We start from the raw sequence: 15,118 nt of genomic DNA on the forward strand, positions 1-15,118 counted from the left end.
GATCGGCCTCACCGCGGGCCCGGGGCCGCCGGGCGCCCGGCCGGGAGCACCGCGCGGATCTGCCAGCCGCCGTCGGGGTAGGGGCCCGCGGTGAGCCGCCCGTCGGCCAGGGCGACCCGCTCGCGCAGCCCGGCCAGGCCGTATCCGCTGGCCGGGGGCGCTTCGGCGCGCGCGCCGGCCGGCGGCGGGTCGTTGGCGACGGTGATCTCCAGGTCGTGCTCGCCGTAGTCGATCCGGGCCTGGACCCGCGCCCCGCGGGCGTGCTTGCCGGCGTTGGTCAGCCCCTCCTGGACGATCCGGTAGGCGGTCCGCTCCAGCTGCGCGGGGAGCGGCCGGGGCCTGCCGCCGACCGCCCAGCCGACGTCCATGCCGGCCGTCCGCCATTCGGCGATCATCCGCTCCACGTCGGCCAGGACCGGCTGCGGCGCGGTGGGGGCGCGCCCCTCGGCGCCCCCGGGACCGGCCTCGTCCGGGGTCTCCCGCAGCACGCCGAGGATCTCGCGGAGCTCGGAGAGGGCTTCGCGCCCGGTGTTGCGGATCAGCCCCGCCACCTCGGCGGTGCGCTCGTCGGCCGCGGAGACCTCCAGCCCGCCGGCCTGCAGCACCATCATGCTGACCCGGTGCGCGACCACGTCGTGCATCTCCCGGGCGATGCGGGTGCGCTCGGCGGTGATCGCCCGGTCGGCGAGCAGGTGCTGCTCGCGCTCCAGCCGCTCGGCCCGCTCGCGCAGGTTCCCGATGAGCTGGCGGCGGGTGCCGACCCACAGCCCCAGGGTGAGCGGCAGCGCCACGCAGACGAGCAGGAACACGATGACGGCGGAGGTCGGGAGGCCGGCGAAGGTGTAGGCGGCGGTCCCGGCCACCACCATGATCGTGCTCCACACCGCGAGCCGCCGCCGGTCGCCGAACCAGGAGGCGTAGGAGTAGAGGCCGATCACGCACGGAACGGGGTTGCCGAGCGCCAGCAGGGCGGCCGCGGCCCCCCACAGCAGCCAGTTGGGCCGGGAGCGGCGGAACAGGATCGCCACCGACACCGCTCCGGGGATCCCCACCGCGAGCAGCATCAGGGCCGCCATCTGCAGGAGCATCGGGGCGGACGGGCCCAGGAGGGACTGCCCGACCAGGAAGGCGGACAGCGGCACGAGCAGCATGCCCGCCCCGGCGGAGTTGAGCAGCGCCGTCCAGGGGAAGGCGCAGATCGCGATCGCCCAGTCGGCGATCCGGTGCCGCCGGTCCCACCACCAGCGCCACATGTCGACGATCCGGCCGCCGAAGGCTTCGCGCAGCCGCTCCTCTTCGCCGTCCCCGTAGAACATGCCAGGAGTCTATGGGGCCTCCCCGCCCTCCATCGCCGCAGGTGAAGCCGGTTTTTCCCGGGGGCGACGAAGGTCGGTGCGCGCCTCGGCGGGCAGGTCGCGGCGGGTGCGGCGCGGGCGGGCGGCCGGAGGGAGGGGGCGGCGGGACCCCGCCGGTACCGACGAAAGTCGGTGTCCGCACCCCGCCGAACGCCCCGGGCCGCCTACCGCCCCCTCCTTTCGGCCACTTCGGAAATCGGCTGTGCGGCCGAGGTGCCGGGGCGGTCCGCGGCCATAGCGTTTTCATGTCCGATGGGGGATTTCGGCCGAATATGGGCCGAACCTCCCCTTTATTCGGGTTCTGTCCACAGACCACATGTCAGGAGAGTCGATCGTGAGCCACGCCGCGACGGTGTCCGCCCCCGACCGCGCCCAGGCCCCGCCCGTCGTCGTGGCGCGGGGGTTGTCCAAGACCTACGGCGCCGGCGATTCGGCCGTGCACGCCCTGCACCAGGTCGACGCCGCCTTCGCAAGAGGCGCGTTCACCGCGATCATGGGCCCCTCCGGATCGGGCAAGTCCACCCTCATGCACTGCCTGGCCGGACTGGACACCCCCACCGCCGGATCGGTGCACCTGGGCCGCACCGACATCACCCGCCTGAGCGACCGCGAGCTCACCCGGCTGCGCCGCGACCGCATCGGGTTCATCTTCCAGTCGTTCAACCTGCTGCCCATGCTCACCGCCGAGCAGAACATCACCCTGCCCGCGCGCATCGCCAAGCGCCCCGTCGACGCCGCGCGGCTGGCCCGCCTCATCGAGGTCACCGGCCTGGGCGACCGCCTGGGCCACCTGCCCTCCAAGCTGTCGGGCGGCCAGCAGCAGCGCGTCGCGGTCGCCCGCGCCCTGCTGGGGGCCCCCGAGGTGGTCTACGCCGACGAGCCCACCGGCAACCTCGACTCCCGCTCCGGCGCCGAGGTCCTGGCCTTCCTGGCCGAATCCGCCCGCGAGCTGGGCCAGACCATCGTGATGGTCACCCACGACCCGGTGGCCGCCTCCCACGCCGACCGGGTGCTGTTCCTGCGCGACGGCCGCCCCGCCGGCGAGCTGCACGCCCCCACCGCCCAGACCGTCACCGACCGCCTGCTCGCCCTGGAGTCCTGAAACCCCATGCTCCGCACCACCCTGGCCGGCCTGCGCCAGCACAAGACCCGCCTGGCCACCACCGCCCTCGCCATCGCCCTCGGCGTCATGTTCGTCACCGGGACACTGGTCTTCAGCGGCACCTTGAAAGAGGCGTTCAGCTCCCAGGTGATGGGGTCGGCCGACAAGTTCGCCGCCGTCGCCCGCCCCGATTCCGAGCAGGCCGACCCCGAGCGGCCCGCGCCGGTGCTGCCGGAGAAGGCCCTGGAGTCCGTGCGCGGCCTGGACGAGGTCGCGAGCGCCGGCGCCGTGATCCGCGGCCAGGCCCCGCTCCTGGACAAGGACGGCCGCGCGGTCGGCGGCATCGCCACCGCCGGGCTGGGCCTGGACGGCGAGACCCGCTACACCGCGGAGACCGGGGAGCTCCCCTCCGCCGCGGACGAGATCGCGCTGGCGAGTACCACCGCCGACGCCACCGGCTACGCCGTCGGCGACACGGTGCGGGTGCTGGACCCCGAGGGCGCCGAGCGCGAGTTCACCGTCAGCGGCCTGGTCGACTTCGGCACCGACATGGAGATGTCCTACCTCGGCGCCGTGGTGTTCACCCCGGAGACCGCCCGCGAGATGACCGGTGTCGAAGGCTACGCCGAGATCGACGTGACCGGGGCCGCGGGCCTCTCCGAGACCGAGGTCGCCAAGGCCGTGGAGGAGGCCGCCGGCTCCGCCGCCGTGGTCGAGACCGGGACCGCCATGGGCGAGCGGCTCGCCGAGAACGCCGGTACCCAGGTGACCGCCTTCACCACCGCGCTGCTGATGTTCGCGCTGGTCGCCGTCTTCGTCGCGTGCATCGTCATCTACAACACCTTCGCCATCCTCATCGCCCAGCGCCAGCGCGAGATGGCCCTGCTGCGCTGCGTCGGCGCCGGCCGCGGCCAGGTCTTCCGCGGGGTGCTGCTGGAGGCCGTCGTCATCGGCCTGCTCTCCTCCGCGCTGGGCGTCGCCGCCGGCATCGGCCTGGGCTGGGCCGGGTTCCACTTCGGCTCGCAGGCGCTGGGCACCGGCGACTCCGGGCCGCTGGTCGTCGGGGTGCTGCCGGTCGCCGTCGGCCTGGTGGTCGGCATGGCGATGACGCTGATCGCCGCCCTGGTCCCGGCGGTGCGGGCGACCCGGGTGCCGCCGCTGGCCGCCCTGCGCAGCAGCGCCACCGCCCAGGGCATGGAGAAGGGCATCGGCTGGAAGCGGATCGCCGTCGGGACGCTGTTCTTCCTGGTCTCCGCCGGGCTGGTCGCCGCGGCGCTGATCGCCGCGCCGGACCCGGTCTCCCTGGTGCTGTCCGTCGTCTCCGGCCTGGTCGCGTTCGTCGGCGTGGTGGTGCTCTCCCCGCTGCTGGTGCGCGCCATCGTCGCCGCGGTCTCCCCGCTGATGAAGCGGATCGGGGTGCCGAGCATGCTCGCCGCGGACAACTCCCGGCGCAGCCCCAAGCGCGCCGCGACCGCGATGATCGCGCTCACCGTCGGCGCCACCCTGATCACCGGGTACGCGGTGGTCAACGCCTCGCTGAGCACGACCATGAACCACATGCTCGACGAGCAGTTCCCGGTGGACTACGAGATCGCCGCCCCGATGGACGACAGGGAGGCCACCGTCCCGGCGCAGGTCGCCGAGGACCTGCGCGCCTCCTCCGCCATCGGGACCGCCTGGGAGGAGCGGCTCACCTACGTCGGGAGCGGCGACTCCTCCGGCGACATGCCGGTGCGCACCTTCATCGGCGCCACCGTCGGCGAGGACGTCTCCGACACGGTGGAGTCCGGCGACCTGTCCGACCTGGGTCCGGGCAAGGTGGCCGTGTCCCAGGGCTACGCCGGCGGGCGCACCGCGGGCGACGAGCTGACGGTGGCCACCGCGGAGGGCGAGCGGACCTACGAGATCGCCGCCGTCACCGCCGACATGGGCGCGCTGTGGGGCGCGACCCTGGCCCCCGAGGACTTCAAGGAGGGCTTCCCCGAGATCAAGGAGCCCGACACGGTCGGGGTGCTCGGCGCCGACGGCGCCTCCGCCGCCGAGGTCCGCGACGCGGTCTACGACGCGGCCGCCGACGACCCGCTGCTGGTGGTGACCTCCACCGCCGAGATGCGCAGCCAGTTCGACGACATGCTGAAGATGGCGTTCATCGCGATCGCCGCGATGCTCGGCCTGGCGATCCTGATCGCGGTCTTCGGCATCGCCAACACGATGGCGCTGTCGGTGCTGGAGCGCACCCGCGAGTCGGCACTGCTGCGCGCGCTGGGCCTCAGCCGGGGCCAGCTGCGCCGGATGCTGAGCATCGAAGCGGTGCTGCTCTGCCTGATCGGCGCGGGTGTGGGCATCGGCCTGGGCGTGCTGTTCGGCTGGGCCGCGGCCGCCGCCATCATCCCGAAGCTGATCTTCAGCGTGCCGCTGGGGCAGATCGCGCTGTTCGTCGCGGTCGCCGTGGTGGCGGGCCTGCTGGCCTCGGTGCTGCCCGGCCGCAAGGCCGCCGGCACCTCGATCAGCGGGGCGCTGGCAAGCGAGTAGGCACCGGTCCCCTGCCCCGGACCGACACGGGCGGGCGGCTCCCTCTGCGGGGGGCCGCCCGCCTTTAGTGTGGGCGGGGTACCGGGAGGGGGCGCTGCATGGCCGAAGGGGACGCGGGCCCGGAGCGGGCGGGCGGGATCGCCTGGGGGACCCCGGCCGCGCGCTGGACGATGACCGCCACCGTGCTCGGGTCCGGGATGGCCTTCCTGGACTCCACCGTGGTCACCGTGGCGCTGCCGGTGATCCAACGCGACCTGGGCACCGGCGTGACCGGGCTGCAGTGGATCGCCAACGGCTACATGGTGACGCTGTCCGCGCTGATCCTGCTGAGCGGCTCGCTGGCCGACCGGTTCGGCCGGGTGCGGCTGTTCGCCGCCGGGGTGGCCTGGTTCGCCGCGGCGTCCGCGCTGTGCACGGCGGCGCCGACACTGGAGCTGCTGGTCGCGGGCCGGGTGCTGCAGGGCGTGGGCGGGGCGCTGCTCACCCCGGGCAGCCTGGCGATCCTGCAGGCCGGCTTCCGCCGGGAGGACCGGGCGCGCGCCATCGGCGCGTGGTCCGGGCTGACCGGCGTCGCCTCCGCGATCGGCCCGTTCCTCGGCGGCTGGCTGGTGGACATCGGATCGTGGCGGCTGATCTTCCTGATCAACCTGCCGCTGGCCGCGGTGGTGCTGCTGATCGCCTGGCGCCGGCTGCCGGAGTCCCGGGACCCGCAGGCGCCGCCGCGGATGGACTACACCGGCGCGCTGCTGGCGATGCTCGCGCTGGCCGCGGCCACCTACGCGCTGATCGAGGCGGGGGCGCCGATGGTCCCGCCGGCCCTGCCGGCCGCCGCGGGAGTGCTCGGTGCGGTGGCACTGGCCGGCTTCATCGCGGTCGAGCGGCGCAGCGCGCACCCGATGCTGCCGCTGGGCATCTTCCGCTCCGCCCGGTTCACCGCCACCAACCTGGTGACGGTGCTGATGTACGGGGCGCTGGGGCCGCTGCTCTTCCTACTGGTGCTCTACCTGCAAGAGGTGATGGACTACTCGGCGGTGCAGGCCGGCGCGGCGTCGCTGCCGATCACGGTGCTGATGCTGCTGCTCTCCGGGCAGTCGGGCCGGCTGGCCGAGCGGATCGGCCCGCGCGTGCAGATGGCGGTCGGCCCGGCGCTGGTGGCGGTGGGCATGGTGATGCTCTCCCGGCTCTCCGCCGACTCGACCTACCTGGCCGACGTGCTGCCGGGCGTGGTGGTGGTCGGGCTGGGCCTGTCCACCGCGGTGGCGCCGCTGACCGCGACGGCGCTCTCCTCGGCTCCGGAGCGGCACGCCGGGGTGGCCTCGGGGGTGAACAACACGGTGGCGCGCGCGGCCCAGCTCGTCGGGGTGGCGGCGGTCCCCGCCGCGGCGGGGGTGAGCGGCGCGGCCGGAATCGCCGGCGGGTTCGGGCCGTCGATGCTGATCATCGCCGCGGTCAGCTTCGGCGGCGGGCTGCTGGCGCTGCTCCTGCTCCGCCGGGACGGCGGCCCCGCGCCCTCCCCCGAGCGCCCCTTCTGCGGCGTCTCCGGCCCGCCGATGTCCGCCTGCCCCGGCTCCTCGGCCGGCACCGCCGCCCAGACCGGCCCGGGAGACCCCGGCCGCCCCGACCGCCCCTGACCCGGGCGGGCGCCGGGTCCTCCGCGCCGTCCCCACCGGCCGGACCGGGCGGTGCCCGCGCCCGCCGCCCAGGGCCTCCCCGCCCCCGGGGGAGCCGGCCACCGCCCCGCCCGACCATGGCCGGGCTCCTTCCCGCTCCCCGCCTCAGATCGTTGATGGGAAAAGGCGACGGGCCCAGCAGAACACCCCGCTCCCTCCCCCTTCCCCCGATGATCTTGACGTTGCGGGGGTATCAGAGGGCTCTGATGGCCCCGCAACGTCAAGATCATCGCCCCAGGGCGGGCTTCTCCCAGCAACGATCTCAGCGGAGACCCCGTCCCTGAGCCGGACGGCCCCTCCCCTCCCACCGGTCAGACCGCGTGGTTCGCGCCCGGCCCCCTTTCCGTCGGAGTTCCGGGCCGCCCCGCACGGCGGGCCGATCGGGACACGGACCGCTCTCGGGGCCCCCGTCCGCGCAGGCCTGCGGGGGGCGGTGCGGCGGTCCGGCGGATCGGACGGGGACGGGGCGGCGAGCCGGACGCCCCGCCGGGAACCGAGGCGACCGCCCGTTCCCCCGCCCGCGCCGCCCGGAGCGGGCGGACCCCGCTCCCCGGGGCCGCACAGGCCGGCGCCGGGCCCGAGCCGGCCGTGCCCCCCGGCAGCGCTCACGCACCGTCCGGCCCGCCGTCTCCGCATACCGCCCGGCGGAGGGCGGTCCGCGGCCTTCCTTTCCACAGGGCCTCTCCGTCCACAGGGGGGCTTTCCACAGGGCGCGGAATCGCCCTGCCGCCGAGCGGTGCCGGTCCCTACCTTCGGAGGCATGGACGCACTCCCCGCCCTCGCCCTCCTTCTCATCTCCCTGCTCGCCGTCGCGCCGGCCGCGGCCGCGCCCCTCCTCCGGCGCGCCCGGCCCGCTCCGGCCCGAACCTCCCCTGTGCACGGGCCCCGGCGCCTAGACTCGCCGCATGAACGGGTGCGGGCCGCCGCTGATCGTCTTCGCCGGCGGCGGAGCGAGCGCGACGCTGGCGGCCGTCGCACTGCTCCGCTCCACCACCTGGCTGCGCCTGGAGTACCGGGTGGTGATCGCCGACGAGCACGGGCGGCACGGCAGAGGGGCCGCGCTCGCCCGGCGGGGCCGGCTGGACGCGCCCGCACGGGCGATGTCGGCCCTGCCCGACCGCCCCGCGCACCTGCTGGAGTGGGCCCGGCGCACCGGGCTGCCCTGCAGTCCGGGCACCTTCCTGCCGTGCCGGGCCTATGGCGACTACCTGTCGGAGACGCTCTCCGAGACCGCCGCCTGGGCGGAGCCGTACGCGGCGGTGGCGCTGCGCACCGACCGGGTGCTGCGGGCCGCCCCGGAGGGCGGGGCGGTGGCGGTCTCCCTGGCCGGGGGCGGCACACTCCGTGCGGCCGCGGCCGTCCTGGCCACCGGCGACCCGGGGGCGGGGTCCCTGCCCGCCACCCGGCCGCCCTCCTCCCGGGCCCGGCTGGACACCTGCCCGCGCGGTGCCGTGCTCGGCCCGGACGGCCGGGCCGAGCGGCGGCTGTTCGCGGTCGGGCGGGTCCGCCGGGACCACCCGGGGTCCGCGCCGGCCCGGGCCGGCGAGCAGGCCGAGCTGCTGGCCGGGCTGATCACCGACACGGTGCTGCGCGCCGGGCGCCGCTGACCGCCCCGGCGGCGGGCGGTTCAGCGGTGCCGGCGGTCGGAGCGCTCGTCGGCGCGGAGGCGGAAGGGGCGGAGCGCCGATTCGATCTGCACCGCCAGGTCCATCTTGCTGACGCCTTCCTGGCGGTCCTCGAAGTGGATGGGGATCTCGACGATCTTCTGCCCGCGGCGGTAGGCGCGGAAGTGCATCTCCACCTGGAAGCTGTACCCGGTGCTGCGGATGCTCTGCAGGTCGAGGGCGCGCAGCGCGTCGGCCCGCCAGATCTTGAACCCGGCGGTGACGTCGTGCACCGGCATGGTGAGGATCGCCCGGACGTAGGCGTTGGCCCAGCCGCTGAGCATCCTGCGGCGCAGGTTCCACCGCTCGGACAGGCTGCCGCCGGCCACGTAGCGGCTGCCGATGACCAGGCCGGCCCCGGTGGAGAGCTGGGTGCCCAGCAGCTGGGGGAGGTAGAAGGTCGGGTGGCTCAGGTCGGCGTCCATCTGCACGACGTGGTCGGCGCCGTCCTCCAGGGCCCGGGCCATGCCGGCGATGTAGGCCCGCCCCAGCCCGTCCTTGGCGGTGCGGTGCACGACGGTGACCCTGGTGGTCCCGTGGTCGGCGGCGAGCTTGTCGGCCACCTCCCCGGTGCCGTCCGGGGAGGCGTCGTCGACCACCACCACCCGCAGCCGGGGCAGGCCCAGCGCCATCAGCTCGCCGACCAGGACCGGCAGGTTCTCCGCCTCGTTGTAGGTCGGTACGACGACGGCCACGTTGGACCGGGCCCACGGGTCGGGCAGGGTCACCGGAGTCGGCATGGGGAGGCCTCCTGGGATCGGCGGTCGCTGAGCCGGGGGTGCGGTCCCCGGCGCGAGGGTCATTCTCCCCGGTCCGTGTCGAGGATCGCTATGTGGACCAGGGTGCCGGTGTCCTCCAGGGTCATCAGGACCTCCGGGTCGGCGCGGTTGTCGGTGACCAGGTGGGCGATGAGCTCGGGAGGGACGGTCTGCACCATGGTGTCGGTGCCGATCTTACTGCTGTCGGCCAGCACCACGGCCTCCTCCGCGATGGAGACCAGGGTCCGGTCGACGGCGGCGACGGCGGGGTTGGGGTTGCTCAGTCCGCGCTCGGCGGTGACGCCGTTGCCGGACAGGAAGGCGCGGCGCACCCGCAGCCGGGAGAGCGCCTCCTCCGCGCCAGCGCCGACCAGGGCGCGGCTGGGGCCGTTGAGCGTGCCGCCGGCCATCACCACCTCCACCCCGGGGGCGGCGGCCAGGACCTCGGCGGCCGGCAGCGACGTGGTGACCACGGTGAGGTTGACCCGGCCCGTCAGCTCCCGGGCGAGCGCCTCGGCGGTGGTCCCGGGGCCGAGCGCGATGGCGTCGTCGTCCTCGACCAGGCGGGCCGCCGCGACCGCGATGGCCCGCTTCTCCGAGGCGGCCTGCCCGGTCATCCGGGTGTAGTTCTGCTCCGGGCCGAGCCGGCCGGGCAGGGCGGCTCCGCCGCGCCGGCGGTCCAGCAGGCCTTCGGCCTCGAGCGCCCGGACGTCCCGGCGGACGGTGACCTCCGAGGCGCTGACCCTGGTGGCGATGTCGCGGAGGGCCATGGCACCGTTGGCGCGGACCAGTTCCAGGATGCGCTCCCGGCGCTCCGCCGCGAACGACGGCCTCGGCTCTTCCATGGTCCCCACTCCGCTCCTCACCGCTTCTCCGGCGCACGCAGCCTAGCGAGGATACGGAGGGAGCGCCGCTCCGCCCCGGCGGCGGACGGCCCGTGGCGGCCGGTCCGGGGCGGCCGCGGAGCAGGGGTCAGCCGATGTGCACCCCGTGCGCCTGGAACGCGGCGTCGATGGCCTCCTCGTCGGGGGCGTCCACCGGGTCGGCGGGGTCGGAGTCCTCGGCCTCCGCCGTACTGTCCGCCCCCGCGACCACGGCGACGATGAACACGACCGCCAGGACCGCCAGAGCGGCCAGGGATCCGAAACCGAAGAGGGCCATGAGGGACACGGGGGCCTCCAAAACGGGTGGTCACCTTTACGGATTCCCAGCCGAGACCCCGGTCACACCTTCCTCGGGCACCGGGTGTGCGGAAGCGCTCCCGTCCGCGGCTCAGCCGGCCGGCCGGATCCGGAGCGCGCCCGCCACCGCGACCGCGAACAGGATCAGCACCGCCGGGAAGAGCAGCGCCGTGCGCAGGTCGGCCAGGTGGGCCACGGCGCCGATCGCGACCGGCCCGCTGAGCAGCCCGACGTAGCCGGCCGCGGCGACCAGGCCGAGGTCGCGGCCGGCCCGGCGCGGGTCGTACGAGGTGGCCGCGGTGAACACCTGCGGCACCACGCAGGAGAGCCCGGCTCCCATCAGCCCGAACCCGGCCAGCGCGACCGCGGGGTGCGGCACCAGCAGCGCCAGGCCCAGGCCGGACACGGCCAGCAGCCCGCAGCCGCGGACCAGCGCCACCGGACCGAACCGGGCGCTGAGCCGGTCCCCCACCAGCCGCCCGGCGGCCATCAGCGCGGAGAACACCGCGAAGCCCGCGGCCGCGACGGCGCCGGAGGCGCCCGCCGTGTCGTGCAGGTAGACGCTGGTCCAGTCGACCGCGGCCCCCTCGGCGACGAAGGCGCCGAACGCGACCAGCCCGAAGAGCAACACCTTCGGCCGGAGGCCGGGCGCGGGGCCGGCGTCCGCCCCGGCCCCGTCCCGCGCTGCGGCCGGGGCGGTGTCGGGGCCGGGCAGCAGCCCGCGGCGGGCCGCCGCGGAGAACGCCGCCAGAACCAGGGCGACGGCCCAGAAGGTCGCGGCCGGGCCGATGCCGGCGAAGGCGCTGAGCGCGCCGATCCCCGCCCCGGCGAACCCGCCGATGGAGAACGCCGCGTGGAATGAGGCCATGATGGGACGACCGTAGGCGCGCTCGACCCGCGCGGCGTGCACATTCATCGGGACGTCGATCAGCCCGTGGCCGGCGCCGAGCGCGAACAGCGCGGCGAACAGCGCCGGCAGCGAGTGGGCGTGCCCCGGCCCGGCCAGGGTCAGGCTGCCGAGCACCGCCGCCGGGACCACCAGCGCGGCGCTGCCGAACCGGTCGGTCACCCGGCCGGCGACCTGCATCGCCGCCAGTGCCCCGACGGCCAGCCCGAGCAGCCCCAGGCTCAGCTCGCCGTCGCCGATCCCGACCTGCGCCTTGACGTCGGGGATGCGCGAGGCCCATGTCGCCAGCACCACCCCCGCGATGAAGAAGTAGGCCAGCACGGCCAGCCGCGCCCTGCGCAGCTCACCCGCCGGCCGCGCCGCGTCCACCGCCTGCGCCTGGGACGCCTCGGACACCATTCGGCCACCTCCGGACCCTTGAACGACTCTGCCACCCGCACCGGCCGCACCGGGCCGCCGATCCGTCTCTCCGTCCCCTGCAACCCCGGGGCGGGGCCGCCCGTTGCAGCGCCGGGGCGGATCTTCCGTGCGGCCTCCGCCCCGCCCGGCCGGCCCCGGTGGGCGGGGCCCGGCGGCCGGGGGCCGGGACGACGTCCCCGCGTCCCGCCGGCCGGGTCCCGGCTCCGGGAGGCGGCCGCTCTCCGGCACCGCCCGCCCCGGGCGGTGGGCCACCGGGCGCCCCGCGCGGCGCCCGCCGCTCCCGAGCCGCCCCGGGAAGGGCGCTCGCGCGCTCCCCCGGGCCCGGGGCCGGGCCTGCGACCGGTCCGGCCCTTCCGGGGCGGGCCCGGCCGCGCTCGCGGCGCCCCTGCGCCGGGCGGCGCCGTCCCTGCGGGGCGCCGGCGGGCGCAGGACCCGGGGCGCCCCTGTCAGACGGTGACAACCGCGACCCCCGCCGCGCGGATCCCGGCCACCGCCTCCTCGTCCGCACCGGTGTCGGTGACCAGGACGTCGAGGTCGCCGACCGGGCAGACGTGGCCCATCGTGACGTGGCCGATCTTGGTCGAGTCGGTGGCCGCGATGGTGCGCCGGGCCGAGCGCATCGCGGCGCGCTTGACCGCGACGTCGGCGAGGTCGTGCGCGGTGAGGCCGTCCGAGGCGGACAGCCCGCAGCAGCCGAGCACGGCGACGTCGAAGCGGACCGCGGCCAGCGCGGCCTCGGCGAGCGGTCCGTGCAGGTTGAGCTCGCCCGCGCGGACCTCCCCGCCGGGCATCAGGATCCTGGTGTCGGCGGAGGGCTCCAGCGCCTGGGCCGCCTGCAGGGAGAGCGGCATGACGGTGACCGGGCGGCCGGTGAGCAGCCGGGCGATCTCCACCGCGGTGGTACCGGAGTCCAGGACGACCGCGCTGCCCGCGGGGATCATCTCCCCGACCTCGGCGGCGATGCGGCGCTTGGCGTCGGCGGCCTGGCGCTCGCGCAGCCCGAAGGGCGGCTCCTGGCCGCGCGGGACGAGGCTGACGGCCCCGCCGCGCACCCGGCGCAGCACCCCCTGGGCGGCGAGCCGGTCCAGGTCGCGGCGGATCGTCATCTCCGAGTGGCCGGTGGCCTCGGCGAGTTCGACCACGCCCACCTCGCCCCGGTCCTTGAGCCGGGCGACCACCAGATCCGCGCGTTCCGCACTGTCCATGAGTTAATTCAAACACTGAACATGTTCAGATCGCAATCTCGCGAACGCATGATCTGATTCTCCGGCCGGTCCCCCACAATGGGACGGTGATCGAGGAATCGGTGGAATGCGAAGTGTGGTGGGCCTCCCCCACCCAGTCCGACCCGGCCCTGCTGGAACTGCTGGACGGCGCGGAGCGCGCCCGGCACGGGCGCTTCCAGCGCGCCGCCGACCGGGACCGCTACGCCGTCGCGCACGCGCTGGCCCGGCTGGTCCTCGCCGAGGCCGCCGGCTGCGGCCCGACCGAGGTGTCCTTCACCCTGGACTGCCCGCACTGCGACGGCGAGAAGGAGCGCGAGCCGCACGGCAAGCCCCGCCCTGCGGGCCCGGCGGCCGGCCTGGAGCTGTCCATCAGCCACTCCGGCGACCGCGTCGCGGTGGCGCTGACCCGCGGCGCCCCGGTCGGCGTCGACGTCGAGGAGGTCTCGGAGCGGCGGGACGTCGAGGGGCTGGCCGAGATGGTGCTGGCCCCGGCCGAGCGCACGGCGCTGGCCGCGCTGCCCGCCGAGCGGGCCGCGCTCGCCTTCCACGACTACTGGGCCCGCAAGGAGGCCCTGCTCAAGGCGTCGGGCGAGGGGATCTACGGCGGGCTGACCGGTGTCTCCATCTCGCCCCCCGGCGAGCCGCCGCGCGTGCTGTCCTGGTCCACCCCCGGCGCTCCCCCGCTGGACCGGGTCCGCCTGCAGGACCTGGACGCCGGCCCCGGGTACCGGGCCGCGCTCGCGGTCCTCACCTCCGCCCCGGTCGCCGTCACCGTGCACGGGGCCTCCCCGCTGCCGGCCGCGCGCCCCGCGGGCGGGGCCCCGCCGCACTGACCCCGCGCCCCGCCGCGGGGCGGCTCCGCCCCGCGGCCGGCCTCAGGCCGCCAGGGCCAGCGCGACGCCGAAGGCGGTGAGCGCGACGCCGCCGGTGAGCTCGATGCCCTGGCGGACGCGGCGGCGGCGCATGAACTCCGCCAGGGTGCTGATGCCCAGCACGTAGACGAGCCACCAGGCGACCACCACCGCCACCGAGACCGCGCCGAGCAGCGCGGTCTGCGCGGTGGCCGCCTCCGGGGCCGTGACGAACTGCGGGACCACGGTGATGAAGAAGACCGCCGGCTTGGGGTTCAGGGCGTTGTTGAGCAGCCCCTGCAGGAACGGGGAGCCGCCGCGGGAGGCGCCCGGCCCGGCGTCCTGGAACCCGTCGGGGGCCGCCAGGCCGGCCTTCCGGGCCCGGCGCGCGCGCCACAGGCCGAGCACCGCGCCCACCCCCAGGTAGGTCAGGTAGGCGGCGCCGGCCAGCTGGAGCACCCGGAGCACCTCCGGGTGCGAGGTGACCAGGACGGCGAGGCCGGCGGTGGCCAGTACCGCCCAGCCCGCGATGCCGGTCACCGACCCCGCCGCCGTCCCCAGGCCGGCCCGGCGCCCGCCGCGCGCGGTATTGCGGGTCACCAGTACGAAATCGGGCCCCGGAAGGACCGCCATCAGCGTCGCCGTGGCGACGAACCCGCCCAGGTGCTCCGGAAGCGGCATCACTGTGCCGCGCCCCCTCTCCCCCTCGGTTCCGCTCCGGCGCCCCCGCGCCGGTGGATTCACGGAACAGGCCGGACGATTCCGGCCGATGAACGAAACAGCAGCAGCAATTATGTACGACCACCGAGATAAAAACCAAATCACCGTGATATATTCGGTGGATGCCGCAGAATATCGATCTGGATCCGGTGGACCTGCGGATTCTCCGGGTCCTGCAGAACGATGCACGGATCACCAACCGCGACCTGGCCGCCGAGGTCGGCGTCGCCCCCTCCACCTGCCTGGACCGGGTGAACCGGCTGCGCGCCGCCGGCGTCATCGAGGGCTACCGGCTGCGCGTCTCCCCCGAGGCCCTCGGCCTGCCCGTCCAGGCCTTCCTCACCCTGCGCACCCAGCACAGCCGGGAGGTCCTGGAGCCGCTGACCGAGCACATCCTGTCCCAGCCGGAGACCCGGGCGCTGTACAACATCGCCGGAGCGGCCGACTTCCTCGTCCTGGTCGCCTGCGCCGACGTCGGCGCGCTGCAGCGGCTCATCGTCGACGAGCTGACCGCCCGGCCGGAGATCCACCAGATCCAGACGATGCTGGTGTTCCAGGAGTGGGAGGGCGGACCGCTCCTCCCACCCGGCGCCCCCGCGGACTGAACCCTGTCCCCGGGGCAAGGGCGACCTTGCCCCGGGGACAGCGATTCCTCGCTTGACCGGCGTCACGCGCCGCTTGAACCATGTGATGGTGCGTAGCCGAATCGTCAGCAGAGCCCGGTTCGCCCGC

The 15,118-nt window shown here is 75.7% G+C and carries 13 protein-coding genes; 6 read left to right on the forward strand and 7 right to left on the reverse strand.

The window, feature by feature from the left end:
- Positions 1–8: 8 nt before the first annotated feature.
- On the reverse strand, positions 9–1,316 hold the full coding sequence (locus J0910_RS20885; protein ID WP_420160238.1) for a sensor histidine kinase: 1,308 nt from the start codon (positions 1,314–1,316) through the stop codon (positions 9–11).
- 355 nt (positions 1,317–1,671) lie between these two features.
- Here J0910_RS20885 and J0910_RS20890 point away from each other — a divergent pair, with 355 nt between their 5' ends.
- The 4 genes from J0910_RS20890 to J0910_RS20905 all read left to right on the forward strand — a co-directional run bounded on the left by J0910_RS20890 (position 1,672) and on the right by J0910_RS20905 (position 8,266).
- Complete coding sequence (locus J0910_RS20890; RefSeq protein WP_420160239.1) at positions 1,672–2,457, forward strand: ABC transporter ATP-binding protein; 786 nt, start codon at positions 1,672–1,674, stop codon at positions 2,455–2,457.
- A gap of 6 nt (positions 2,458–2,463) precedes the next feature.
- The gene (locus J0910_RS20895) at positions 2,464–4,989 is read left to right on the forward strand and encodes an ABC transporter permease (RefSeq protein WP_420160240.1); all 2,526 of its coding nucleotides are present in this window, start codon (positions 2,464–2,466) and stop codon (positions 4,987–4,989) included.
- Positions 4,990–5,087: 98 nt separating this feature from the next.
- Positions 5,088–6,620, forward strand: coding sequence for an MFS transporter (locus J0910_RS20900; RefSeq protein WP_420160241.1), 1,533 nt, complete (start codon positions 5,088–5,090; stop codon positions 6,618–6,620).
- Positions 6,621–7,564: 944 nt separating this feature from the next.
- Complete coding sequence (locus tag J0910_RS20905) at positions 7,565–8,266, forward strand: FAD/NAD(P)-binding protein (protein WP_420160242.1); 702 nt, start codon at positions 7,565–7,567, stop codon at positions 8,264–8,266.
- A gap of 20 nt (positions 8,267–8,286) precedes the next feature.
- Here J0910_RS20905 and J0910_RS20910 read toward each other — a convergent pair whose 3' ends face one another.
- From J0910_RS20910 to J0910_RS20930, 5 genes are all read right to left on the reverse strand, one after another.
- Complete coding sequence (locus tag J0910_RS20910; protein ID WP_420160243.1) at positions 8,287–9,063, reverse strand: polyprenol monophosphomannose synthase; 777 nt, start codon at positions 9,061–9,063, stop codon at positions 8,287–8,289.
- A gap of 59 nt (positions 9,064–9,122) precedes the next feature.
- On the reverse strand, positions 9,123–9,926 hold the full coding sequence (locus J0910_RS20915; RefSeq protein ID WP_420160244.1) for a DeoR/GlpR family DNA-binding transcription regulator: 804 nt from the start codon (positions 9,924–9,926) through the stop codon (positions 9,123–9,125).
- Positions 9,927–10,053: 127 nt separating this feature from the next.
- Positions 10,054–10,251, reverse strand: a complete 198-nt coding sequence (locus J0910_RS20920) for a hypothetical protein (RefSeq protein WP_420160245.1) — start codon at positions 10,249–10,251, stop codon at positions 10,054–10,056.
- A gap of 102 nt (positions 10,252–10,353) precedes the next feature.
- Entirely contained in the window at positions 10,354–11,568 is a 1,215-nt protein-coding gene (locus J0910_RS20925; RefSeq protein WP_420160246.1) for an MFS transporter, read from the reverse strand.
- A 467-nt stretch (positions 11,569–12,035) separates the two neighbouring features.
- Complete coding sequence (locus tag J0910_RS20930) at positions 12,036–12,794, reverse strand: DeoR/GlpR family DNA-binding transcription regulator (protein WP_420160247.1); 759 nt, start codon at positions 12,792–12,794, stop codon at positions 12,036–12,038.
- Positions 12,795–12,880: 86 nt separating this feature from the next.
- Between J0910_RS20930 and J0910_RS20935 the strand changes: the two genes are divergently transcribed.
- Positions 12,881–13,648: a 4'-phosphopantetheinyl transferase family protein gene (locus tag J0910_RS20935; protein ID WP_420160248.1), complete on the forward strand. Its 768-nt coding sequence runs from the start codon at positions 12,881–12,883 to the stop codon at positions 13,646–13,648.
- Between the two features lie 42 nt (positions 13,649–13,690).
- Here the strand turns inward: J0910_RS20935 and J0910_RS20940 are convergent, their stop codons facing one another.
- Positions 13,691–14,347 carry a LysE family translocator gene (locus tag J0910_RS20940; RefSeq protein ID WP_420160249.1) on the reverse strand — a complete coding sequence of 219 codons (657 nt, stop codon included), beginning with the start codon at positions 14,345–14,347 and terminating at the stop codon, positions 13,691–13,693.
- 161 nt (positions 14,348–14,508) lie between these two features.
- Between J0910_RS20940 and J0910_RS20945 the strand changes: the two genes are divergently transcribed.
- Positions 14,509–14,991 (forward strand): Lrp/AsnC family transcriptional regulator, encoded by a 483-nt coding sequence (locus J0910_RS20945; protein ID WP_420160250.1) that lies wholly within the window; start codon positions 14,509–14,511, stop codon positions 14,989–14,991.
- Positions 14,992–15,118: the final 127 nt, after the last annotated feature.

The sequence above is a fragment of the Nocardiopsis oceanisediminis genome, from assembly GCF_048595525.1.
Lineage (GTDB): Bacteria > Actinomycetota > Actinomycetes > Streptosporangiales > Streptosporangiaceae > Nocardiopsis_A > Nocardiopsis_A oceanisediminis.

Coding starts and splice junctions, on each gene's coding strand:
- J0910_RS20885 (WP_420160238.1), bottom strand. CDS start 1,316: ATGTTCTACGGGGACGGCGAAGAGGAGCGGCTGCGCGAAGCCTTCGGC.
- J0910_RS20890 (WP_420160239.1), top strand. CDS start 1,672: ATGTCAGGAGAGTCGATCGTGAGCCACGCCGCGACGGTGTCCGCCCCC.
- J0910_RS20895 (WP_420160240.1), top strand. CDS start 2,464: ATGCTCCGCACCACCCTGGCCGGCCTGCGCCAGCACAAGACCCGCCTG.
- J0910_RS20900 (WP_420160241.1), top strand. CDS start 5,088: ATGGCCGAAGGGGACGCGGGCCCGGAGCGGGCGGGCGGGATCGCCTGG.
- J0910_RS20905 (WP_420160242.1), top strand. CDS start 7,565: ATGAACGGGTGCGGGCCGCCGCTGATCGTCTTCGCCGGCGGCGGAGCG.
- J0910_RS20910 (WP_420160243.1), bottom strand. CDS start 9,063: ATGCCGACTCCGGTGACCCTGCCCGACCCGTGGGCCCGGTCCAACGTG.
- J0910_RS20915 (WP_420160244.1), bottom strand. CDS start 9,926: ATGGAAGAGCCGAGGCCGTCGTTCGCGGCGGAGCGCCGGGAGCGCATC.
- J0910_RS20925 (WP_420160246.1), bottom strand. CDS start 11,568: ATGGTGTCCGAGGCGTCCCAGGCGCAGGCGGTGGACGCGGCGCGGCCG.
- J0910_RS20930 (WP_420160247.1), bottom strand. CDS start 12,794: ATGGACAGTGCGGAACGCGCGGATCTGGTGGTCGCCCGGCTCAAGGAC.
- J0910_RS20940 (WP_420160249.1), bottom strand. CDS start 14,347: ATGCCGCTTCCGGAGCACCTGGGCGGGTTCGTCGCCACGGCGACGCTG.
- J0910_RS20945 (WP_420160250.1), top strand. CDS start 14,509: ATGCCGCAGAATATCGATCTGGATCCGGTGGACCTGCGGATTCTCCGG.